The organism is Acinetobacter sp. YH01005, assembly GCF_013420465.1.
GTDB classification, from domain to species: domain Bacteria; phylum Pseudomonadota; class Gammaproteobacteria; order Pseudomonadales; family Moraxellaceae; genus Acinetobacter; species Acinetobacter amyesii.
The window spans coordinates 25,995-48,263 of record NZ_VOYA01000014.1 but is presented as its reverse complement, the minus strand read 5'-3'; the positions used below and the strand labels follow the sequence as shown (position 1 = coordinate 48,263).

Annotated in this window: 23 protein-coding genes; 14 read left to right on the top strand and 9 right to left on the bottom strand. The window is 41.1% G+C overall.

Features of this window, described 5'->3' with window-relative positions; translation table 11 throughout:
* Positions 1-94 precede the first annotated feature (94 nt).
* The 4 genes from FTT72_RS11025 to tviB are packed head-to-tail and all read right to left on the bottom strand — an operon-like array spanning position 95 to position 4,189.
* The gene (locus FTT72_RS11025) at positions 95-688 is read right to left on the bottom strand and encodes a DapH/DapD/GlmU-related protein (protein ID WP_180178364.1); all 594 of its coding nucleotides are present in this window, start codon (positions 686-688) and stop codon (positions 95-97) included.
* Positions 688-1,860: an oligosaccharide flippase family protein gene (locus tag FTT72_RS11020; protein WP_180178363.1), complete on the bottom strand. Its 1,173-nt coding sequence runs from the start codon at positions 1,858-1,860 to the stop codon at positions 688-690. The genes FTT72_RS11025 and FTT72_RS11020 overlap by 1 nt, the downstream gene beginning before the upstream one ends.
* A gap of 10 nt (positions 1,861-1,870) precedes the next feature.
* Positions 1,871-2,896: an NAD-dependent epimerase/dehydratase family protein gene (locus FTT72_RS11015; protein ID WP_180178362.1), complete on the bottom strand. Its 1,026-nt coding sequence runs from the start codon at positions 2,894-2,896 to the stop codon at positions 1,871-1,873.
* 15 nt (positions 2,897-2,911) lie between these two features.
* Positions 2,912-4,189, bottom strand: coding sequence for a Vi polysaccharide biosynthesis UDP-N-acetylglucosamine C-6 dehydrogenase TviB (gene tviB / locus FTT72_RS11010; protein WP_180178361.1), 1,278 nt, complete (start codon positions 4,187-4,189; stop codon positions 2,912-2,914).
* A gap of 382 nt (positions 4,190-4,571) precedes the next feature.
* Here tviB and FTT72_RS11005 point away from each other — a divergent pair, with 382 nt between their 5' ends.
* The 12 genes from FTT72_RS11005 to FTT72_RS10950 all read left to right on the top strand — a co-directional run bounded on the left by FTT72_RS11005 (position 4,572) and on the right by FTT72_RS10950 (position 15,047).
* Positions 4,572-5,642: a polysaccharide biosynthesis/export family protein gene (locus tag FTT72_RS11005; protein ID WP_218953491.1), complete on the top strand. Its 1,071-nt coding sequence runs from the start codon at positions 4,572-4,574 to the stop codon at positions 5,640-5,642.
* 2 nt (positions 5,643-5,644) lie between these two features.
* On the top strand, positions 5,645-6,073 hold the full coding sequence (locus tag FTT72_RS11000) for a low molecular weight protein-tyrosine-phosphatase (protein WP_180178359.1): 429 nt from the start codon (positions 5,645-5,647) through the stop codon (positions 6,071-6,073).
* A 31-nt stretch (positions 6,074-6,104) separates the two neighbouring features.
* Positions 6,105-8,303: a polysaccharide biosynthesis tyrosine autokinase gene (locus FTT72_RS10995; protein ID WP_180178358.1), complete on the top strand. Its 2,199-nt coding sequence runs from the start codon at positions 6,105-6,107 to the stop codon at positions 8,301-8,303.
* A 246-nt stretch (positions 8,304-8,549) separates the two neighbouring features.
* The gene (locus tag FTT72_RS10990) at positions 8,550-9,263 is read left to right on the top strand and encodes an FKBP-type peptidyl-prolyl cis-trans isomerase (protein ID WP_078191625.1); all 714 of its coding nucleotides are present in this window, start codon (positions 8,550-8,552) and stop codon (positions 9,261-9,263) included.
* Between the two features lie 54 nt (positions 9,264-9,317).
* Positions 9,318-10,010 carry an FKBP-type peptidyl-prolyl cis-trans isomerase gene (locus FTT72_RS10985; RefSeq protein WP_180073496.1) on the top strand — a complete coding sequence of 231 codons (693 nt, stop codon included), beginning with the start codon at positions 9,318-9,320 and terminating at the stop codon, positions 10,008-10,010.
* Between the two features lie 193 nt (positions 10,011-10,203).
* Positions 10,204-10,944 (top strand): dienelactone hydrolase family protein, encoded by a 741-nt coding sequence (locus FTT72_RS10980; RefSeq protein ID WP_180011067.1) that lies wholly within the window; start codon positions 10,204-10,206, stop codon positions 10,942-10,944.
* A gap of 51 nt (positions 10,945-10,995) precedes the next feature.
* Complete coding sequence (locus tag FTT72_RS10975) at positions 10,996-11,355, top strand: HIT family protein (RefSeq protein ID WP_078191628.1); 360 nt, start codon at positions 10,996-10,998, stop codon at positions 11,353-11,355.
* A 153-nt stretch (positions 11,356-11,508) separates the two neighbouring features.
* Positions 11,509-12,555 carry an A/G-specific adenine glycosylase gene (mutY, locus tag FTT72_RS10970; protein ID WP_180011066.1) on the top strand — a complete coding sequence of 349 codons (1,047 nt, stop codon included), beginning with the start codon at positions 11,509-11,511 and terminating at the stop codon, positions 12,553-12,555.
* A gap of 67 nt (positions 12,556-12,622) precedes the next feature.
* Positions 12,623-13,150 carry a M23 family metallopeptidase gene (locus FTT72_RS10965; RefSeq protein WP_168379469.1) on the top strand — a complete coding sequence of 176 codons (528 nt, stop codon included), beginning with the start codon at positions 12,623-12,625 and terminating at the stop codon, positions 13,148-13,150.
* Positions 13,151-13,165: 15 nt separating this feature from the next.
* Positions 13,166-13,411 carry a hypothetical protein gene (locus tag FTT72_RS10960; RefSeq protein WP_078191630.1) on the top strand — a complete coding sequence of 82 codons (246 nt, stop codon included), beginning with the start codon at positions 13,166-13,168 and terminating at the stop codon, positions 13,409-13,411.
* A 19-nt stretch (positions 13,412-13,430) separates the two neighbouring features.
* The gene (locus FTT72_RS10955; RefSeq protein ID WP_180178357.1) at positions 13,431-14,000 is read left to right on the top strand and encodes a DNA-3-methyladenine glycosylase I; all 570 of its coding nucleotides are present in this window, start codon (positions 13,431-13,433) and stop codon (positions 13,998-14,000) included.
* A gap of 24 nt (positions 14,001-14,024) precedes the next feature.
* Positions 14,025-15,047, top strand: coding sequence for an NAD(P)-dependent alcohol dehydrogenase (locus tag FTT72_RS10950; RefSeq protein WP_180178356.1), 1,023 nt, complete (start codon positions 14,025-14,027; stop codon positions 15,045-15,047).
* A gap of 70 nt (positions 15,048-15,117) precedes the next feature.
* Here FTT72_RS10950 and FTT72_RS10945 read toward each other — a convergent pair whose 3' ends face one another.
* On the bottom strand, positions 15,118-16,554 hold the full coding sequence (locus tag FTT72_RS10945; RefSeq protein ID WP_180178355.1) for a PLP-dependent aminotransferase family protein: 1,437 nt from the start codon (positions 16,552-16,554) through the stop codon (positions 15,118-15,120).
* Positions 16,555-16,661: 107 nt separating this feature from the next.
* Between FTT72_RS10945 and FTT72_RS10940 the strand changes: the two genes are divergently transcribed.
* Complete coding sequence (locus FTT72_RS10940) at positions 16,662-17,090, top strand: hypothetical protein (protein ID WP_257222997.1); 429 nt, start codon at positions 16,662-16,664, stop codon at positions 17,088-17,090.
* A 32-nt stretch (positions 17,091-17,122) separates the two neighbouring features.
* On the opposite strand, the gene FTT72_RS10935 is transcribed toward FTT72_RS10940, so the two are convergent.
* Positions 17,123-17,767 carry an START domain-containing protein gene (locus FTT72_RS10935; protein WP_180178354.1) on the bottom strand — a complete coding sequence of 215 codons (645 nt, stop codon included), beginning with the start codon at positions 17,765-17,767 and terminating at the stop codon, positions 17,123-17,125.
* Positions 17,768-17,825: 58 nt separating this feature from the next.
* Positions 17,826-18,647: a 4-hydroxy-tetrahydrodipicolinate reductase gene (gene dapB / locus FTT72_RS10930; RefSeq protein WP_078194102.1), complete on the bottom strand. Its 822-nt coding sequence runs from the start codon at positions 18,645-18,647 to the stop codon at positions 17,826-17,828.
* A gap of 198 nt (positions 18,648-18,845) precedes the next feature.
* Here dapB and FTT72_RS10925 point away from each other — a divergent pair, with 198 nt between their 5' ends.
* A complete protein-coding gene (locus FTT72_RS10925; RefSeq protein ID WP_180178353.1) occupies positions 18,846-20,489 on the top strand; it encodes a PglL family O-oligosaccharyltransferase in 1,644 nt (547 codons plus the stop codon).
* An 84-nt stretch (positions 20,490-20,573) separates the two neighbouring features.
* On the opposite strand, the gene dnaJ is transcribed toward FTT72_RS10925, so the two are convergent.
* Complete coding sequence (gene dnaJ / locus FTT72_RS10920) at positions 20,574-21,692, bottom strand: molecular chaperone DnaJ (protein ID WP_180026213.1); 1,119 nt, start codon at positions 21,690-21,692, stop codon at positions 20,574-20,576.
* 106 nt (positions 21,693-21,798) lie between these two features.
* Positions 21,799-22,176: a hypothetical protein gene (locus tag FTT72_RS10915; protein ID WP_078194105.1), complete on the bottom strand. Its 378-nt coding sequence runs from the start codon at positions 22,174-22,176 to the stop codon at positions 21,799-21,801.
* Positions 22,177-22,269 lie beyond the last annotated feature (93 nt).

Below are 22,269 nucleotides of genomic sequence, written 5' to 3'. Positions count from 1 at the left end.
AATCAAAAGGGAGAAAATTAAGCTGAATATTTTACGCTGAAAATCTACTTTACGATATGGAAACCGCAGTCACGATACAGGATGAAAAAAAAGATCAGAGCGATTTGATTTTTTTAACAGGACTACCGACATAGACACCTGATTCATCCAAAGGTTTCGAGACGAGGCTACACGCGCCAATCACCGAATCACTTGGAATTTTCACACCATCAAGTACCGTCACCCGTGCACCAAGCCAAATATTTTCACCCAAACTCACGCCTTGTTTGGTAATCGCATCTTTCACCAACACATCAGGTTCACCAAATTTATGATTACTGGCAATGATGATGCTTTGCGTGCCAATACGGGTGTTATCGCCAATGCTCACACCGCCACAACCATTGATAAATGACTTCGAGTTAATGCTGACGTCTTTGCCAATCGAAACCTTGCCACCAAAGCATTTGATGTAACAACTTTCACCTATAAAACTGTTATCTGCGATTTCTAAGCTTGCACCTTGCTCGACAATTAAACTGACATGATCGCCAATATAAACATTCTGACCAATCTTCACTTGTCCACTAATTTCGACCGTACAGGCTTTACCGAAATAACGCAATTTCGTACCAAAAGCCAGGTTATAAAATTGCTGACGGCATTGTGCAGTGAGCCAATTCATCAGTTTTAACAGTTTAAAAAACATCAGCTTTTGTTTCTCCACACCACATATAAAATGGCAAAGTTATAAATGATCAGTGCTACAGGCACCGCAAGCAACATATATACTTTATCAGCAAAGACTGCATAGAAGCCTGCAAATAAAGCGAACTTAATCATGAGTTCTACGATTTGCAACTTAAACAGCACTTGGCTATTGCGCTTAGCAATCAAAAAAGCTGAGCTTGGCGGATTACAGAAAATCGCCCAATAGCCCAACGCCAAAATTTGGAAATAAGTTGAGATGCCAACCCATTCAGAACCGAAAATCCAGAGATATAGCGATTCAGGCAAGATAAAGAAAATTGCAAAAAGAGGCAGTGACATCAAACTTAAAAGCATACTGGCCTTCAAGGCATTTTTATTTGAATCTGTAGTTTTAAACTTACGGATAAAAAACTGACGTAGGGTTTGTGAAATCAGATTGATCGGTACACGTAAAGTCCGTTCGACGATGGCATAAAAACCCATCGCCTGCACACCAACAAAATGCGACACCACATAATACGGCAAGTTATGTGAAAAACTGTTCAGCAAGGCATGCGGTGTATTGGCGTAAATGAAATCTTTATAATTTTTAAAAGCCTGCCAACTGACTTGATAAAGTTGATGTTTTAGTAAATAAATCAGCACCGCCACAATCATGATAATCGAGCTGACGTTATAACTATTCACCAAGCTGATCTGCATCACGAATGGCAACGAGAGTTGCACCAACACGACAATGGCACTTCTAAAAATATTTAAACCTGCACAAAAATATTCTTTATGTGCGGAAAATTGATAATTATATAGGCTTTGAATCAGGGTATTGGCAAGCACACCTGTGGCAACAGCCCCTGCCATTTCAACATTTAAAATAAAACTAATGACAATGCCACTGATGATTGCAATGCCTGTTGAAAACACCGCCCCTTCAAAAATCAGACTTTTTTTATCATGTTCCTCAGCGACTAACAGCGCTTGATCCAAACGCAAATTGGCTACTGTTGAAAGCACACTGACAATCGCCAAAGCTATGCCATACGCGCCAAAGTCTGCAACAGAATATAGACGCGTTAAAACAGGAAGTGCGATAAATGTCATTATCGCACCGACCAATAAACTGAGTGTAATCAGTCCAATAGACTGATACTTTGCGAAGAGTTTCGCAATCATCGGTTCAAGATCATTTTAAGTTATTGACATACCAACGCATGGCCAATTGAATGCCTTCGGCAATTTTAAACTGTGGTGTATAACCCAAACCTTGCTCAATTTTGGCAATGCTCGCTTGTGAATGACGTACATCACCTGCACGGAACTCACGGTAAACAGGATCACGCTCAAAGTTCACATCATTAGTTGCAAGCGCTGCCTGAATGGCACGATATAACTCATTCAACGTAGTACGGTCACCTAGTGCAACATTATAAACCTGAGTTTTTGCTTCATCACTTTGAGTTGTCGCAGCTAAAATATTCGCTTGTACAACATTTTGAATAAAACAGAAATCACGGCTGGTTTCACCATCACCATTGATGAAGACATCTTCACCATTGATCATGGATGCCGTCCATTTCGGAATCACCGCAGCATAAGCACCGTTTGGATCTTGGCGCTGACCAAACACGTTGAAATAACGTAAGCCAATTGCTTTAAACCCATAAGTTTTTGCAAATACGTCTGCGTATAATTCATTGACGTACTTCGTCACTGCATATGGAGATAATGGCTTACCGATGTTTTCTTCTACTTTTGGCAATGCGGGGTGATCACCATAAGTCGAACTGCTGGCTGCGTATGTAAAGCTGGCTACACCTGCATCACGCGCAGCAGTCAACATATTCAAAAAACCACTGATATTGGTGTCATTGGTGGTGATCGGATCGGCAATCGAACGCGGTACAGAACCTAAAGCAGCTTCATGCAGTACATAATCCACGCCTGCACAGGCTTTTTGGCAATCTTCTAATTTGCGGATATCACCTTCAATAAAACTGAATTTCGCCCATTGCTCAGCAGATACTAAACTTTGAACTTCATTCAAATTATGCTGATGACCTGTGGCAAAGTTATCTAAACCCACTACGGTTTGATCAAGTTTCAGTAGTGTTTCTAAAAGGTTTGAGCCGATAAAGCCTGCAACGCCTGTCACTAACCATGTTTTTGGCTGTGCTTTCAATTGCTCACAGACCTGTTGATATTGATTCATGAAAAATATGTCCTCTTACAAACGCAAATCAGATTCGGCTTGAGATAACACATATTTCAAGTCATACAATACATGCTCAGATTTACCTAAAGCACGGATCGCATCTGCACCCATGGCTTTAAACTGTTCATGTGCAACCGCTAAAATTACTGCATCATATTTGCCATTTTCCAGCGCCTGCACAGGGCTAATACCGTACTCATGTTCTGCCTCAGTCGCATCCACCCAAGGGTCATAGACATCGGCATCGATATGATATTCTTTCAGTTCTTTCACAATATCAATGATGCGGGTATTGCGGATATCCGGGCAATTTTCTTTAAAGCTTAAGCCTAAAATGAGGACTTTGGCATCTTCTACTTGAATGCGTTTTTTCAGCATCGCTTTAACAAGCTGCGTCACCACATATGCGCCCATGCCATCATTTAAACGACGTCCTGCCAAAATAATTTCTGGGTTATAGCCAATCGCTTGCGCTTTATGAGTCAAGTAGTACGGGTCGACACCAATACAGTGACCACCAACCAAACCTGGACGGAATGGAAGGAAATTCCATTTAGTACCAGCCGCTTGTAATACCGCTTCCGTATCAATGCCCATTTTATTAAAAATTAAAGCCAATTCATTAATTAAGGCAATATTCACATCACGCTGGGTGTTTTCAATCACCTTGGCTGCTTCTGCAACCTTAATGCTGGCTGCTTTATGTGTACCTGCCTCAATAATCAGGTTATAAACTGTATCAACATAATCAGCAACTTCTGGTGTTGAACCCGAAGTAATTTTTAAAATATTGGTCACACGGTGCAGTTTATCACCCGGGTTAATACGCTCAGGGCTATAGCCTGCATAAAAATCCTGATTGAATGTTAAACCTGAGTTCTTCTCTAAAACAGGAATACAAACTTCTTCCGTTGCACCCGGATAAACCGTTGATTCATACACCACGATATCGTCTTTTTTCAGCACTTTCGCAATGCTTTCTGAGGCTTTCACCAACGGAGTTAAATCTGGTTGTTTATATTCATCAATCGGGGTTGGAACAGTAACAATAAAAAAATTACAGTCATTTAAGTCTTCTAAATTTGCGCTGTAACTTAATTGAGCTGATTGTGCTAATTCTTCAGGAGAAACTTCTAGGGTATGATCACGTCCGCTACGTAATTCATCAATACGCTTTTGATGAATATCAAAACCCACAACGGGTACTTTTTTTCCAAACTCAACAGCTAGCGGTAAACCGACATAACCTAATCCGATTATGGCAATTTTTAATTCGGAGAGTTGTAACATACTGAAGCCTATGTCATCGATGAATTATCAATCATCGTTATGTTGTAAATAGCGTTAAATTATATCAGAAAATCAAATTTCGATTGTGTAATGATGTTCTAAACATACATAAAAAGTCATACTTCAAGATTCAAACAGATCAAATCTATGGTCCTTTTTTTATATGCTGTTTTGTTAGGATCAAAGTATCAGCTACATTTTTATATTTTATAAAAAACTTAATGGAATTACGTTTTAAAACATCAATAACTATATTAAATAGCACGAATAGTATAGAATTTTGCAGTCTGAAACGTACAATTAGGGTTCATTGGCCCGTTCAAAAACATTCAAATTTATAAATAGGATTTATATTCGAGTGAATTACTATCGTTATAGCGTTATGCTGGTTTTGAGTTTAGGAATTACAGGATGTGCAATGACCCCTGGACTTCAGACATATGATTTACCGCAACAAGGTTCTTACCAAACAGATCAAGGTGCTGAATTAAATGTTGTACCTTTAACACAAAATAATATTCCTGCTATATCTCAAGCAAATTCACAAAATTTTGCTCAAATTCAAACATTATTTCAGCATCAGCAATCCATATATAAATTAAGTGCAGGTGACGTTCTTTCGATCCAACTTTGGGCTTATCCCGAAATTACACCACCAATTCAAGATGCAACCAATGTAAAAGCTGTTGGTTATCCCATCGACCCTAACGGTAATGTACAACTTCCTTTAGTTGGGTCTGTTAAAATTGCTGGGAAAACGCTTGCTCAAGCGAATACATATCTACGCAGCCAATTTAGTAAATATTTGAAACACCCAGATGTGGTCGTCAGAGTATTATCTTACGAAGGCAAAAGATACTTCGTGAATGGTCAAGTACTTAAAAGTGGGCAATACACCTTAAATGATCAGCCAATCAGCCTCTATACAGCATTAGGTCAAGCTGGCGGGATTGATACCAAAACTGGCGACACCACTAATATTCAACTCATTCGTAATGGTTCTACGTATAATTTAAATACCATTCAACTCGAAAAAAATGGTTTATCACTTCATAATTTATTAATTCGACCAAATGACACTATTTTTGTAAATACAAAACAAGATCAAAAACTGTATGTCATGGGTGAATCAAGTAAAAGCCAAGCGATTAACTTGCGTGACCAAGGCATGTCATTAAGTGATGTATTGGGTGAAAGTGAAGGGATTAACCCTTACTCAGCCAGTGCAGCTAGAATTTATGTAATGCGTACAGATTTAGAGCAGAAACAGTCGACAATCTATCACTTAAATTTGAGTAGCATTGGTAATTTAGCATTAGCCAATCAATTTTCCATGAAAAAGAATGACATTGTTTACATTGATGCAACTGGCTTGACTCGTTGGCAGCGTGTCGTCAATCAAATCATTCCATTCTCAAGCGCACTTTATAGTTTTGATCAGCTTGGGAAATAATTATGGCATTTAAAAATATACTCGTTGTCTGTGTCGGAAATATTTGCCGTAGCCCGATGGCAGAATATTTCCTGAAAACGAATTGCCCAAATCAACAGATTGAATCTGCAGGATTATCCGCAATGGTCGGACATCAAGCAGATGAAAAAGCAATCCATTGTATGGACCAATTCAATATTGATATGCGTCCACATATTGCAAAACAAATCAATGCATCCTTAATTAAGCAAGCAGATTTAATTCTAGTGATGAGCACAAATCAGGCTCAACATATAGAAAAGCAATGGCCGTTTGCAAAAGGCAAAGTCTTTCGATTAGGACATTGGCAAGGAAAAAATGTTCCTGACCCTTATCAACACGATCAAGACTTTTTTAATGAATCCTGCAAAAACATAAGCAAATATGTTCAGGATTGGTTGCCACATTTTTAATATAAATTATTGAATAATCAGTTGTTAAACTATGACTCAAACCTCAAAAACTGAAGAAGATACTATTGATTTAAAAGAGCTCTTTTTTTCTCTGATTGCTCAATGGAAAATTATTGCTCTTTGCATCATATTAAGTTTAATCTGTGCACTACTCTATATTCGAACCACACCTTCCATATATTCTACGGATGCTTTAGTTCAAGTCGAAGATGGCAAAAGTGCTGCGTCTGCCGCATTACTAGGTGAACTCAAAGAAGTCTCGGGCGGCCTCGGTCAAAAATCCCCTGCAGATGCAGAGATTGAGATCTTAAATTCTCGTATGGTGTTAGGTAAAGTGATTGATGACCTCAATCTAAATATCAGTATCCAAGATCAAAATAATAGCTTCTTTAAAAAACTTCTATCTTCAGAAAAAGGTCAATTGAAATTTGATGGCCAGGGCGTTAGTTATAGCACCAAGCAACATAATTTTTTAGTTAAAGAGTTTGATGTTCCGGATTATTATTTGGATAAAAAACTCACTTTAGATTTCAAAGCAGACTCTAAATTTACCTTAAGTCATAAAGATCAGGTAATCTTTGAAGGTCGTTTAAATAAACTGAATCAATTTGTTGATGGCTATGGAACTTGGAAAATTAACATTTCAAGTACACAGCCATTTGAACACACTTTTATTTTATCTAAACTCTCACTGCCTTCTGCTGTCAAAAATTTAAAATTAAATTATGGCGTAGCTGAAAAAGGGAAAATGACAGGTGTCATTGGTTTAAATTATGCTGGAGAAGATAAACAGCACATTACCAATGTACTGAATCATATTTTAGAAATTTATCATCAACAAAATATTGAGCGTAAATCTTTAGAATCCAAACAAACCCTCAATTTCTTGGATCAACAACTCCCTGAATTAAAGCAACAACTTGAACAGTCTGAAATTAAATTCAATGAATTTCGTGAAAAATACAATACTGTAGATGTCACTCAAGAAGCTGAACTCATGCTCAAACAAAATATTGAGCTTGAGAAAATGCGCATTGAGTTAAAACAGAAACAAGCTGAGTTGTCTGCTAAATATACACCTGATCATCCTTTAATGGCTGAAATCAATGCACAGGTAAATTCTTTAAATCAAAAGACTCAAGAATTAAACAAGTCCATTAAACAACTCCCAGAAACACAGCGCTTATACTTACAACTTTATCGTGATGTCAAAGTAAATACTGAGCTTTACACATCGCTTCTTAACAGCTACCAACAGCTTAAAATTGCAAATGCTGGGGAAATTGGTAATGTCCGTATCATCGACACAGCTGTTGAACCTGAACGACCAATTAAGCCGAAAAAATTAATTGTTCTGATTTTATCGTTATTTGTAGGCGGTTTTATTGGTGTATTAATTGCTCTTGTTCGTAACATGCTTCGCTCAGGAATTAAAGATTCTTCAGAAATTGAAAATAATCTCGACCTTCCTGTTTATGCCACTGTACCGCGTTCACCAGTACAAGAAAGTCGTATTAAACTGTTAAAGAAAAAGAAAACTATTCCTGTTCTTGCAGTTAAAAATAACGATGACATTGCTATTGAAAGCCTGCGTAGCATGCGTACCGCGATTCATTTTGCAATGAGTAGCGCCAAAAATAATTTAATTATGATTTCAGGCCCAGCACCTGAAGTGGGTAAATCATTTATCTCGACCAATTTAGCTACGATTCTTGCGCAAAGTGATAAACGTGTTTTAATTGTGGATGCCGATTTACGTCGTGGTTATTTAAACAAATACTTCAATCATGACAACCAACCAGGTCTTTCTGAATATTTAAATGGTCAGCGTGATCTAGACAGCATCATTAAAACCACTGAAATTCCAAATTTGAGTGTGATTACTCGTGGTAAAAGCCCTTCTAATCCATCTGAGCTTTTAAGTTCTGGTAAATTCAAAGAATTCTTAGATTTGATTTCACCGATGTTTGATCATGTGATCATTGATACCCCTCCTGTACTTGCGGTGACAGACGGTATCATTATTTCGCAATATGCTGGTGTGAATTTGGTGATTGCTCGTTATGCGAAAACTCAGTTGAAAGAACTAGAGTTAACCGTGAACCGCTTTGAACAAGTGGGTGTGAAGGTCAATGGTATTATTCTAAACGACATTCAACGTAGCTCAGGTGGTTATGGTTATGGCTATAACTATTCTTATGGTTATAAAGCTTCAAAAGACCAAGACTAATTCAAGCCTATTCAAAAAAGCCACCGAATACGGTGGCTTTTTTTATTTTCGAAATTTATGTTGCATGCATCATTCTGTATAAAAAATGTTTTATATATTCATACCGTTATAGTATAAAAATAAGAACATGACTATGATGATCTTTCCTGCACCTTACCTGATCATAGAGATAGGTAAGCGCTGAACAGGAAAAGTCTGCTAGAATTTCAGCAACTTTTTACATATAAAATAATTGTGGGAAAATATATGAGTAAGGCCCTACCTATCGCTGTCGCTGTATTACTCGGCGGTGCCGCACTTGTTCCTGTTTACTATGCAACTAAAACACCTGCTACGCAATCAGCAACATCAACTCAACCAGCTGCAAATGCTTCTGCTGTCGCTAAAATCAGTTATGCACTTGGTTATGAAGTTGCCCATCAAACGCCTCCAGAATTAGATATTGATAGCTTTGTCACTGGCGTTCGTGCGGGTCATGCTCGTGCAAAACCTGCATATACTGAAGAAGAATTACAAAAAGCATATGCTGAGTTCCAGCAAGAAATGCAAAACAAGCAGCTCGAAAGCAATAAGCAAGCACAAAGTAGCAGCGATAATTTCTTAACAGAAAACAAAAGTAAAGCTGGGGTTAAAACCACTGCTTCTGGTTTACAGTACCTAACAACGAAAGAAGGTACAGGTAAACAACCGCAAGCTACATCAGTTGTTAAAGTTCACTACACAGGTAAGTTAGTAGATGGCACTGTATTTGATAGCTCAGTACAGCGCGGCGAGCCAATTGAATTCCCGTTGAACCAAGTGATTCCAGGTTGGACTGAAGGTCTACAGTTAATGAAAGAAGGTGGCAAAGCCACTTTGTATATTCCTTCAAACCTAGGTTATGGTGCTCAAGGTGTTCCGGGAACGATTCCACCGAACAGTACTTTAATTTTTGATGTAGAACTCATTGAAGTTAAATAATAAAACCGGTACAGGAGAGCTTTTCGCTCTCCTGCTTTATTTTGAGACTCGGTCATGAAATTACAGATCAGTATGTTGTGTTTGGCACTCTGCTCAAGCACTGTATTTGCCAAAGATGTCAGTAATAAAAGTAGTGCTGCAGAACAAGTCGGTTATAGTTTTGGTTATTTAATGGGACGCAGTAATGCTGAATCCATTAAGGATTTAGATATTGATGCATTTGTTGCAGGTTTAAAGGCAGCATCTAAAGGTCAAGCTTCGTCACTAACAGATGAAGAAATGACCCGTGCCTTAACCCAATATAAAAAGCAAACCGAAGCGAAACAACTGATTGAACTGAAACAAAAAGCGGATGCGAATGCCACCATTGGTGCAGCTTTCCTTGCTGAAAATGCCAAAAAACCGAGCATTCTGGTCACGAAATCTGGCCTGCAGTATCAAGTCATTCAAGCCGGCAAAGGTAAATCACCCAAAGCCAATTCAACAGTGAAAGTTCACTATGAAGGTCGCTTAATTGATGGCACTGTTTTTGATAGTTCAATTGCACGTAACCAACCTGCGATGTTCCAAGTGAGTCAAGTCATTCAGGGTTGGACAGAAGGTCTACAGTTGATGAAAGAAGGTGCAAAATATCGCTTCTTCATTCCTGCAAATTTAGGCTATGGTCAAATTGGTTCAGCAGACGTCATTGAGCCAAATAGCACGCTGATTTTTGATGTAGAGCTCATTGAAGTTCTCCCGAAATAACAATACTCTCTTTAGGAGCATCGACAAATCTCGGTGCTCCTCAATATTTCTTCTTTCCATTATTTTCTTTTACAATTTTTTTGATTGATTTGACTTAAAATTCACATTGATATCTTATATTTATTTCACAAAAACCAATTTCCCTTTATTTTAAATCTCCATCAACTGTGTAGCCGCACATAAGGATTTGACCATGACCGTTAAAATTAAGACTCGCGAAATTCAATATACAGCAGCTGATGGAACTCAACTTTTTGGCTATTTTGCCGCACCAGAGTCAGACACTGCAGTCGCAGGTGTGTTAGTTGCCCCTGAATGGTGGGGACGCAATGAATATACCGAACAACGTGCGCGCGAATTGGCTGAACAAGGCTATGCTGCTTTCGCTTTGGATATGTATGGTGACAAAAAAGTCACCACAGATGCCAAGCAAGCTTATGAATGGATGATGCAAACTTTTGATCATGCCGACACCATTGTGACCCGTGCGTCTGCTGCATTAAACACTTTGGCACAGCAAAAAGAAGTAAATGCAGATAAACTCGCAGCTATAGGCTTTTGCTATGGCGGAAAAGTCGTGCTGGATTTAGCTCGTTCAGGTGCTGCATTAAAAGCTGTGGTGACCTTCCATGCAACACTTGCTACAGCGACTCCTGCACAAACAGGACAAGTCCAAGCAGAGATTTTAGTGCAACATGGTGAGCTCGACTCGATGGTGAGCTTAGATGATGTTGCAACCTTTAGAAATGAAATGGATGCTGCCCAAGTGCAGTATCAAATCAATATTTTTGAAGGTGCAAAACATGGCTTTAGCAACCCGATGGCGGATGAACGCGCCAAAGCAAACGGCGTAGATTTAGCTTATAACGCTGCTGCAGAACAACAAAGCTTAGCGGCCATGTATGCCTTGTTAGCACGCCAGCTTAGTTCTTAAAGCGCTAAGAACCAATACCAATATTTAATTTATAAAAATGAGGAGAGCACAATGACAGAACTCAATTGTCCATATTGCAATTTTGACGAATATGACGTGATTGCAAAAAATGATTTTGGTGTTGTACTTCCTGAACCACATACACTGTCTAAAGGGCATGCTGTCATTGTCCCACTACGTCATGTTGGTTCATTTTTTGAAATTACTGATAAAGAACGTAAAAGTTTAATGTCCTTACTTGAACAAGCGCGTAATGAATTAAATTTACGCTATCAACCTACTGGCTTTCATATTGGGTTTAATGATGGACAAGTTTTTGGCGAAGCCACTGAACATGTGCATATTCACATTATTCCACGTTATGAAAACCAAACATTGGCGCTCGATACCCGCTGGGGCTTTAAAAGCTAAACTTTAAATTTACACTCACTAAGGAGCCTCGGCTCCTTTTTTGATGGCCACTATTTTTGCATTTCCCCTGATATACAGTTTTCGTTTTGAACAAAAAGAATGCCTATTGAAAGATGTATACTAGGCAGGTTTTTTCAATTTTGACTGTATTGCATGTTTAACTTTTCTGATGCCCTTCTCGACTGGTTTGATGTCCATGGTCGTCATGACTTACCGTGGCAAGTGAAGGATGACCCTTACAAAGTATGGGTTTCAGAAATTATGCTACAACAGACTCAAGTCAAAACCGTCTTACAATATTTTGATCGATTTATTCAACGGTTTCCGACTGTTGAAGATTTAGGCCATGCCTCTTGGGATGATGTGGCGCCCTATTGGGCTGGCTTAGGCTACTATGCACGGGCTCGGAACTTACACAAAGCCGCGGGTATTGTTGCACGTCAGGGACATTTTCCAAGCAATCTTGAGCAGTGGATGGAACTACCAGGCATCGGCCCGTCTACTGCGGGTGCGCTGATGTCTTTGGGTTTAAGACAATATGGCGTGATTATGGACGGCAACGTCAAGCGAGTATTGTCTCGTTTCTTTGCTATAGAAGATGATTTATCGAAACCTGTACATGAACGGGCCATGTGGCAACTGGCGACAGAGCTCTGCCCCACTGAACGCAACCACGATTATACCCAAGCGATTATGGATCTGGGTGCAACCGTTTGCACGCCGAAAAAACCGCTCTGTTTATATTGTCCCATGCAACAGCACTGCAAAGCACATGCACAAGGTTTAGAGACTGAATTACCTTATAAAAAGCCTAAAAAGCCTGTTCCAGTGAGAGAGGCTCAAGTCATGCTGATTCAATCTGCAGGAGAATGGCTGTGGATACAACGTCCGAATAGCGGTCTATGGGGCGGTCTGTGGTGTTTACCTATTTTTGATCAACCCCATGAGTTTCAATCCCACACTCAGCAACTTGGACTGAAACCTACCACCACTCAAGTGCAGATATCACATAGCTTTACCCACTTCACTTGGCTTTTAGAAGCTACTGTATTTACCGTTGCTGCCGATCAAAAAGAGCATTTAGCCATTGAATGCAACGCACAGTGGTATACCCCGATACAAGCCACTGCACTCGGTATTCCAACCGCCATGAAAAAACTTATTTCTACGCTAGAACTCGAAAGCCATTCTATGCCATAGTTTTGAACTGCTCATCAATTGTAAAGGGACAAATGTGACTCAAGGATTTTTTCAGCTTCGCAAAGGGTTGTTCGGCGGTATTGGTTTTATTTTGCTTTTACTCAGCGCCTGTACGTCGACTCCACCCAAACCATCAGGCAGTACATTGCCTGCTCATGAAGTGAAAAAATTACAAAACATGCGTTTATCCAATCAATTGCCTGTTCCTGTTCATCAAGTCAAACGAAGTGCGCTCAAGGATACTTGGGGCGCAGCGCGTAGCCAAGGACGAAGCCACGAAGGCATTGATATTATTGTTCCACGTGGAACAAAAGTTCTCAGTGCTACAGAAGGTTTAGTTGCTGACTTACGTAATAACAATTTGGGTGGTAAAGTGATATGGATTATGGGGCCCGCAGGTTCTTGGCATTATTATGCGCATCTTGATGGTCATAAACGTGGCTTAAACGTCGGCGACTATGTCAAAAAAGGTGATGTCATTGGCTATGTAGGTAATACTGGCAATGCTCGACATACTGCACCACATTTGCATTATGGCATTTACTTGGGTGGTAAAGGTCGCAATGCCGTTAACCCCTATCCGTATTTACGTTAATTTTAGGAAACATACATGTCAGAAGCGTTGATCAATCGTCTGGTGGAATTTGCAGAATCTGGTAATCAACAAAAAATCAGCCTCAATGGACAGTCTTATCAGGGCTGGATCATGGAGATCACTGAAGAAGCATTACTCATCAGCACCGGCTACGCAGACAAATCGGGTAAAGATGTATGGATTCAATTTGCCGATCTCGATCAAGCGGAACTGTTGTATTGGGACAATAAAAACGATCAATGGACTGTCTTTAAAATTTAAGTCAAAAGGAGCATTCAACATGACGATACAACGCTGTGCTTGGTGCTCCGAAGATCCTTTGTATATTGCCTACCACGACACTGAGTGGGCTAAACCTAGTTTTGATGAGCAGCATCTCTTTGAAATGCTGTGTCTTGAAGGACAACAAGCAGGGCTGTCTTGGATTACTGTGCTGAAAAAGCGGGCCTGTTATCAGCAGCATTTTTTTCAATATCCCATTGCCGAAATCGCAGCGTTGAGTGACCTACAATTACAAGAAAAATTACAAGATTCAGGTTTGATTCGTCATATCGGCAAACTCACTGCCATTCGAGATAATGCAAAAGCATGGCAACAGTTAAAAGCCCAAGGGATTCATCCAGTGGAATTTCTTTGGAGTTTTGTCGAAGGTCAAATTGCCAATAATGATGTAGTTGAATATCGCAGCGCCCTTGCACAAACCGCTCAAAGTCAGGCCATGTCCAAAGCATTAAAAAAGCATGGCTTTAAATTTGTCGGCCCAACGACTTGCTATGCTCTGATGCAAGCTATCGGCATGGTCAATGATCATGAAAATCACTGTGACTTTAAATACACGCACGAAGAATGACCTCAAAACATAAAGGATAGAATAATGAGTGACAATACAATCCACGCCTATGCAGCAATGAACAGTGGTGAAGCCCTTGTTCCCTACCAATTTGATGCAGGTGAATTACAAGCCCATCAGGTTGAAGTCAAAGTTGAGTATTGCGGTCTTTGTCACTCAGATATTTCTATTATCCAAAATGATTGGAAATGTTCGGTTTATCCTGTGGTCCCAGGGCATGAAGTGATTGGAACCATTACCCAACTCGGCAGCGAAGCCAAAGGACTGAAAATCGGACAACGTGTGGGCATTGGCTGGACAGCAGAAAGTTGTCAACACTGTGACCCATGTATCGATGGTCGCCAAGTGCAATGTACTGGAACCAAGACAGCGACGATCGTCGGTCATGCAGGTGGCTTTGCCGACAAAGTCCGTTCGGGCTGGCAATGGGTTATTCCGCTTCCAGATGATCTCGATCCAACCAGTGCTGGCCCTCTGCTCTGCGGTGGGATTACAGTATTTGATCCCATCTTACAGCACCAAATTCAGGCCATTCACCATGTTGCCGTGATCGGCATTGGTGGTTTAGGTCATATGGCGATTAAATTGCTCAAAGCTTGGGGCTGTGAAATTACCGCATTCAGTTCAAACTTAGATAAAACCGATGAACTTAAAGCTATGGGGGCTGACCATGTGGTGAATAGTCGTGATCTTGCCGCGATTAAAGCACAACGTGGTAAGTTCAATTTAATTTTAAGCACGGTCAATGTGACGTTGGATTGGCAAGCCTATCTTTCAACTTTGGCACCGAATGGAAGCGTTCACATGCTCGGCCTAGCACTTGAGCCGATGCAAATCCCCGCAGGTATGCTGATCAGTGGTGCTAAATCTGTCACTGGCTCATCAACTGGCTCTCCTGCAGCACTGCGTGAATTACTTCGATTCGCTGCACGTCAAAATATTGCTCCACAAATTGAAATGTATCCAATGTCACAGGTGAACGAAGCGATTGAACGTTTGCATTCAGGAAACGTGCGTTATCGTATCGTGTTGAAAGCTGATTTTTAACGGCAAAAATCTAAGCCCAAAAAGCCTGCTGCATGCAGGCTTTTTTTGTATGCTTTATGGACTCATTAATCTAGATGACATTTGTGTTTCTGCATTCCTTACGCACCCAATCTGCAAGCAACAAAATGGCCTGCTGAATTTCTGTCGATAGCTCATGCCCTGCATTTAGGCGAATACAATTGTTATAACGATTGTCCTCACCAAAAATTAAACCTGGCACAATATTGATGCCATGTTTTTGCGCATGGTAATACAGCGCCAAACTGTCTATTTGTTCAGGCATCTGCAACCACAGAGCATAACTGCCTTGAGGCCGATTTAGACAGATATCAACCCCTTGAAAAGCATCGTAAATATACTGACGATACTGCTCGACTTGCACCATTAATTTAGGACGCAATTCAGCAAGATGTTGGCGATACGTACGACTAAAAATCAAATCGGCAAGTCCTAACTGCAAAGGCGTATTCACCGAATCATTTTGCAAAAGTAATTTCGGACGCAAATGTTGCAAATGTGGTGGAAGACAAAACCACCCCACCCGATAAGAAGGCGATAAAGATTTTGAAATCGACGCACAATAGATCACGTAGCCCGCCCGATCCCAATATTTGATAGGCAATGGTCGCTTTGCATTGAAACTACACTCCGCATAAATATCATCTTCAATCACATAACATTGATATTTTTCAGCCAGTTGTGCAATTCGTTCCTTATCTTCATTACTTAAGCAAAAACCCAAAGGATTTTGAAAATTTGCAGTCAATAAGCATACTTTCGCGCCTGAATCCCGCATCGCCTGCTCTAAACGCTCTAAATCAAAACCTTCCGTATTGGCAGGAATTTCAACAATTTTCCGCTTCAATAAAGCCAATAATTGCAATTGCCCGTTATAGTTCGGCGTCGGAACAATGACACTCTCCCCTTCCGCACTCAGATTTTGCAACATCACTGACAAAGCAGGCATACAACCATTGCTGATGTAAATATCATCCTTAGGCATGTAAAAACCATCTTCAGCCCAATGTGCCGACAAAGCTTCACGCAATTGTGGATGACCTTGCCGATTGTTATATAAAAAATCTTCTGGTTTACAATGCTTTAATGCCCTTTGAATTGAACGTCTGATTGCTTCAACAGGAACAAAATTTGGGGACAACTGAATTGAACCCAAATGAATCAGGCGACTATTTGCAGATGCTTCATGGATCTGAATTTGCAATTCTAAATTCGAAATTTCACGTGGTCGGGAATCAAAATCAGGATGATTCGGCACGGCAATTTGCTGGGCTTTCTGTGAGGATTGCACAAAATAACCAGACTTTTCTTTGACATAAATCAGGCCTTTCGCTTCAAGTAATTCATAGCAGCGTTTCGCGGTATTTAAACTGATCTGATGCTGCTGTGAAAATTGACGTAGCGCATACAGACGCTGCCCTGCGGCCAATTCACCACTATAAATTTTCTGTGCCAACTGCTGCGCAAGCTGCTGATATTGAAAAGCCATCTGTACCCTTTTTTAAATCATTCTTGTATCTGTACCCATTAAGTTAACAGATTTAAGCTGATGGCATCAGGTTGATATCTCAAAAATAACGATAGGGGGACAATTAAATGAATGACTTCACACAGCTTCGAGCGGGTCTAATCATCATCAGCACACTCACGCTTATGGCGTGCCAACCCGAACAGCACACTCAAGCTCAAAGCCAGCAAAATTTTATCTGTAAATCTTTAATTCAAGGTTTTTTGAGTGCCCAAAAACTGACGCAATATGAACTTGAGCAGATCCAACCGATCACCAGCGGCGGGTTACATCAGCAGCTATATATTTATAAAGCCAAATCTGAAAACGGCATGAATATCATGCCGCAGCAAGCCAAACTTCGCTTTGCCTGTGAACAAATGACCGCGCGGCAATTTCAAATCAAGCTACATCCGCATCAATTTCCAGAACAGACCTTACTCAGTATCGAACTTCCAGAAGCACAGCACATGCAGCAGTTGACTGCTTTTCGCCTGCCTGAGATGCAAAGTCATTGATCGTTCATATTGAACTGAATCATTACTGCTGCTTATTTTAAAATTTCGGGAAAGGTCGCAACAGTTTTGCTTTTACCCAACTGCACTTTCATTTTTTGTAGCATTTGATAAGGCTGCTGCTGCACGAACATATTCACGAAACTGAGCGGAATGGAACCTTCCGGATTGGCATAGCCATAGGTCGACACTTTGACCTTTTGATTGCCTAAACGCTGGAAGGTCCAATCTCCCTCATAGTCGGTTAGGCGTACATAATTGGGATTGATCGGATAACCTTTTTTCACCGCTTTATTTTGGATGCTAATAATGCCCTGTGCATCTTTACGCATTTTGCCTTGTACCACCAAATCACGGTCTTTTAAGGGAAAAGGAAAATCCAACACCATATATAAACTGAATTCACCTTTCTGGTCATCGCGGGATAAGACTTTGACACTGCCCATATAAGGGACCCAATTCACTGCATTTTCCACATCTAAAATCAGGGTAACCGCTTTTTCGATGGGCACATCAAAACTGGTTTCAGCTTTGTATTGAAAGACAGGATTTTGAGCATTTTGGTAGGTCCAAACTTTAATATTATTTTTATTAATCGTGAGTTTGGCATTATCCATAGTTTTCGCTTGTACTGCCGCAGTGAATGCGACAGCACAGGCCATAAAGATGACTTTTTTCATTCCATTGATCGTCTTATTTTAATTTTATGCTGTTGTTATAACGGATTTTAACGCACTTTTATACGTCAATATCGTTAAAACCCAGTACGTCTTTCATATCGTACTTACGTGCTTCACGACCGACTACCCATGCAGCTGCACGTACTGCACCAGAGGCAAAGTTCATACGGTTGGTCGCTTTATGGGTAATTTCAACTCGTTCGCCATCCGCAATAAACATCGCAGTATGTTCACCGACAATGTCACCACCACGAATCGTTTGGAAGCCAATGGTTTGACGTTCACGTGGACCCGTATGACCTTCACGGCAATACACAGCATCTTGTTTTAAGTCACGTCCTAAAGCACCGGCAATGGCTTCGCCCCACATTAGCGCTGTACCTGATGGTGCATCAACTTTATGACGATGATGAGCTTCAATCACTTCAATATCTACAGTATCGCCAAATACTTTTGATGCCAATTCAAGAAGTTTGATTGAAACGTTTACGCCGACAGAATAGTTCGCTGCATAGACCACTGGGGTTTCTGTTGCTGTTTCATCGAGATAAGCTTTTTGCTCATCATTCATACCTGTGGTACCAATGACAATCGCAACGCCTGCTTCACGGCAAAGTTTAAGATGCTGTGCCGTTGCTGCAGGTGCAGTAAAATCGATCACGACATCACAATCTTTTAAAACCTCAGCAAGGTTACCGACAACCTTTACGCCAACCGCGCCAATCCCTGCAAGTTCACCAGCATCCGCACCGACCAAGCTACTTTCAGGACGTTCTACCGCAGCAGCCAATTGATAGCCAGCTTGCTGAACCGCTTGAATTAAGATGCGTCCCATACGACCGCCTGCGCCCAAGATACCAATACGTGGAGCTGCTGACATAACATTTTCCTAATGTTGATTCGAAATTGGTCTTACTATATCAAAACTCCATGCGCAGGCTAAGTTACAAACAAAAAAATCCTGCATTTTCTGGAGTCATTGTGCAAATCAACTTCTACGACAGACGCTGACTATTCCCTCACCAAGTTTAGGCATTTTCACGGTATGATAGGCGCGTTCTATTGATCTTGAATATTCATGAAAACCCTATTGTATCTTTGTGCGGCAGTCTGTATTGCACTGGCATGGCTGATTCCGATTCATTACCGACCTTGGGCCACGTATACCGGTGAGCTTTATACCTTCTTTGCCCTGTTTGCTTTAGCGGCAACGTTCTTTAAAGAAAAGCTCATGGTGGCAAAAATTTCCTTGCCCCTGTTGCTCTTAGCGCTGATTCCCTTCATCCAACTGGCTTTTGGGCAGGTATATTATTTTAGTATCGCCTTGCTCTGTATGCTGTTTGTATTCAGCTTTTGGCTGTGTATCAATCTTGGTTTTAGCCTCTCGCAAGGTACGGAAAAACGCGAAAGAACTTTCCTATACCTGAGCTATACCTTTGTTGCTTCTGGGGTCATGACGGGGCTCATCGCAATATGTCAGTGGTTAGATTTCGACTCGTTTCTTCCTTTTGTGATGAAAATTAGTGGAACTACGCGCCCATTTGCAAACTTTGCTCAGCCAAATAACATGGCCACGTTTCTGCTCATGTCCTTGTTAGCCTGCTTATATGTTTATGAACAGCAAAAAGTTAAAACCCGCTATTTGGTCGCTTGTGCAATTCCTATTTTAATTGGGGTCGCGCTCAGCCAATCTCGCACCTCTTGGGTGGCAAGTATCTGTGTCCTAGTCTATTTGGCTTATGCACAGTACAAAGATTATATCCGTCTTCGCTGGTTTTACAGCTTGGCCTGGTTTATGGGCTTTGTGGCACTGATTGTATTGATGCCAAAATTAAGTCAAATCATGAGCCAAATATCCGACATGAATATTCAAGAAAGTCGTGACGTAGCCGAACGTGCTAGTGGAGATATGTCTCGTTTAGCCATTTGGCAACAAATGGCGCATGCCGTAGCTGCACAGCCTTGGTTTGGCTATGGTTGGCATCAAACCAGTAGCGCGTTTGTCTCGATCTCGGACACGGTACAAGGGCCTGTATGGATTCGTAGCTCACACAACTTTATTTTGGATTTCTTATTGTGGAATGGCGCCATTATTGGTGTGCCGTTCTTGGCCTATTTCGCTTATTGGGGCATCCAATTACAGAAGTTAGCCAAGTCTGCATTATCTGTGATTGGCCTATTGATGGTCGGTGTCTTCGTTATTCATGCCATGTTGGAGTTTCCGCAAAACTACGCATACTTCTTACTGCCTGCGGGTTTTATTATCGGCATTCTTCAAGCAGCGAAATCACAGACGGCTACATTGAGTCTGTCTCCGTGGTTTATCCGCATTGTTTTCGTGATTGGCGCCGTGCTGATTACGGTGATTTATCGCGATTATGCCAATGCAGCGATTCAGCTGGGTCAGGCATCAAAATATGAAAAAACACCGGAGAAAATCACCAACCATGCGCCGATCTATTTACTCACGGAATTTAGACATCGGGTAGCGATTATTCGTTTAAATCCATATTCCATCGTTTCTGAACAAACCATTCAGGATACTGAAAAATTGGTTCGCAGCTATCCAGCGAAATACCACATCATTAAATATGCACGTTTATTGGCATTTAATGGTCGTGAGGCTGAAGCACGTCATCAGCTACAGCGTCTTAAAAATATCTATAGGCTCGACATGAGCTATGAGAGTTTATTACCGCCTACAGCACAGCCGAAACCTTAAAACGCTCAATAAAAAAGCCTGCAATTATGCAGGCTTTTTTATACCTGAGTTCACATCACAGCGAACTCAAGCAAATCATTTCAATTAATCAAACAAACGGTCGAAGAATGATTTTTTCTTCGGAGATGATTTATTGTCATCGCCATCCATCGTGTCTTGTAACTCTTTCAACAATTCACGTTGACGAGCCGTTAAGTTCACAGGCGTTTCCACCACGATACGGCAGAGTAAGTCACCGGTCATGCTGGTACGTACAGGCTTCACACCTTTACCACGTAAGCGGAACAATTTACCAGTTTGAGTCCCTTCAGGTACTTTCAAGCTCACACGACCATCGAGTGTCGGAATTTGAATTTCTTTACCCAATGCAGCATCTGCAATGCTTACAGGCACATCCATATATAGGTCAGCGCCATCACGTTGGAAGATTTCGTGTTCACGTACCACCACTTCTACATATAAGTCGCCTGCTTGGCCATCACGGATCGCCTCGCCTTTGCCACTTAAACGTACGCGGTCGCCATTGTCCACACCTGCAGGAATGGTCACCTCTAAAGTTTGCTGACGGTCAGAAACCCCTGAACCATGACATTTATTACATGGGTTCTTAATGATTTTACCTTGACCACGACAGGTGCTACAGGTTTGCTGCACAGAGAAGAAGCCCTGTTGCATACGCACTTGACCGGCACCATGACAGGTTTTACAGGTTTCAACGTCATTCGGATTTTTAGATCCTTTACCATCACAGGCATCACATGGCGCTGGCGCAGTAAAGGTAATGGTTTTTTTCACGCCCTTCACAGCTTCCTCAAGGGTAAGCTCCATGACATAGCGTAAGTCTGAACCACGGCGTGCGCGTTGCTGACCACCACGGCCACCACCGCCAAATGCGCCACCGAAAATGTCGCCAAACTGACTAAAGATATCTTCTGCGCCAAATCCGCCACCGAAGCCACCGCCGCCGCCCATGCCGCCTTCAAAAGCTTGATGTCCCATACGGTCATACATACTACGTTTTTCGCTGTCCGATAAAACTTCATATGCTTCTGCAGCTTCTTTGAATTTTTCTTCAGCTTCTGGGTTATCTGGATTACGGTCAGGGTGATACTTCATCGCCAACTTACGGTAGGCTTTTTTAATTTCATCATCACTTGCGGTTTTAGATACACCTAAAACCTCATAATAATCACGTTTAGCCATGTCTGGCGATGCTCCTCACGGAATTTAATTTAATACTTAACTGTGGTCTGAAATTGGGGAATCAAACCATTTTTTCAAGGGGTAGGCAGGAAAAAAATAAATCGACTTAGAAAACAGCCTTATTTTTAACGAATTTGGATAGACCTTGGATCCATGCATTTAATAAATACAAAAAGGCAATCGCAGCAAAGACCACACCAATTACCGTGCATGCAGTCACCCAAAGATAGGTGTCCCAATAATAGAAAAATAAAGGAATAAACCACAGTGCGGCAAAAATGGCCATCATGGAATAAATCACGACGGTGCGCATGACCCAAAGCGCTTGGGCTTGGAGCCAAACTTCTGCAGAATCGATTTGAGTCACTTTGCGTGCAAAGCCGTAGGCAAATACACCACTAATCAGGGTAAATAAAGCGAAAAACATGAAGACATAAGAAATCGCAACATAACGGCGATACTTAGCTAAACTCTCTGCTGTCATCTGTGATTCAACCCCGTACACCACAATATGCCGCGCTGCACTTGTGGTTGTTTTACTTTTTAAAAATGTCTTTGTAGATCAGGTGCTACTATA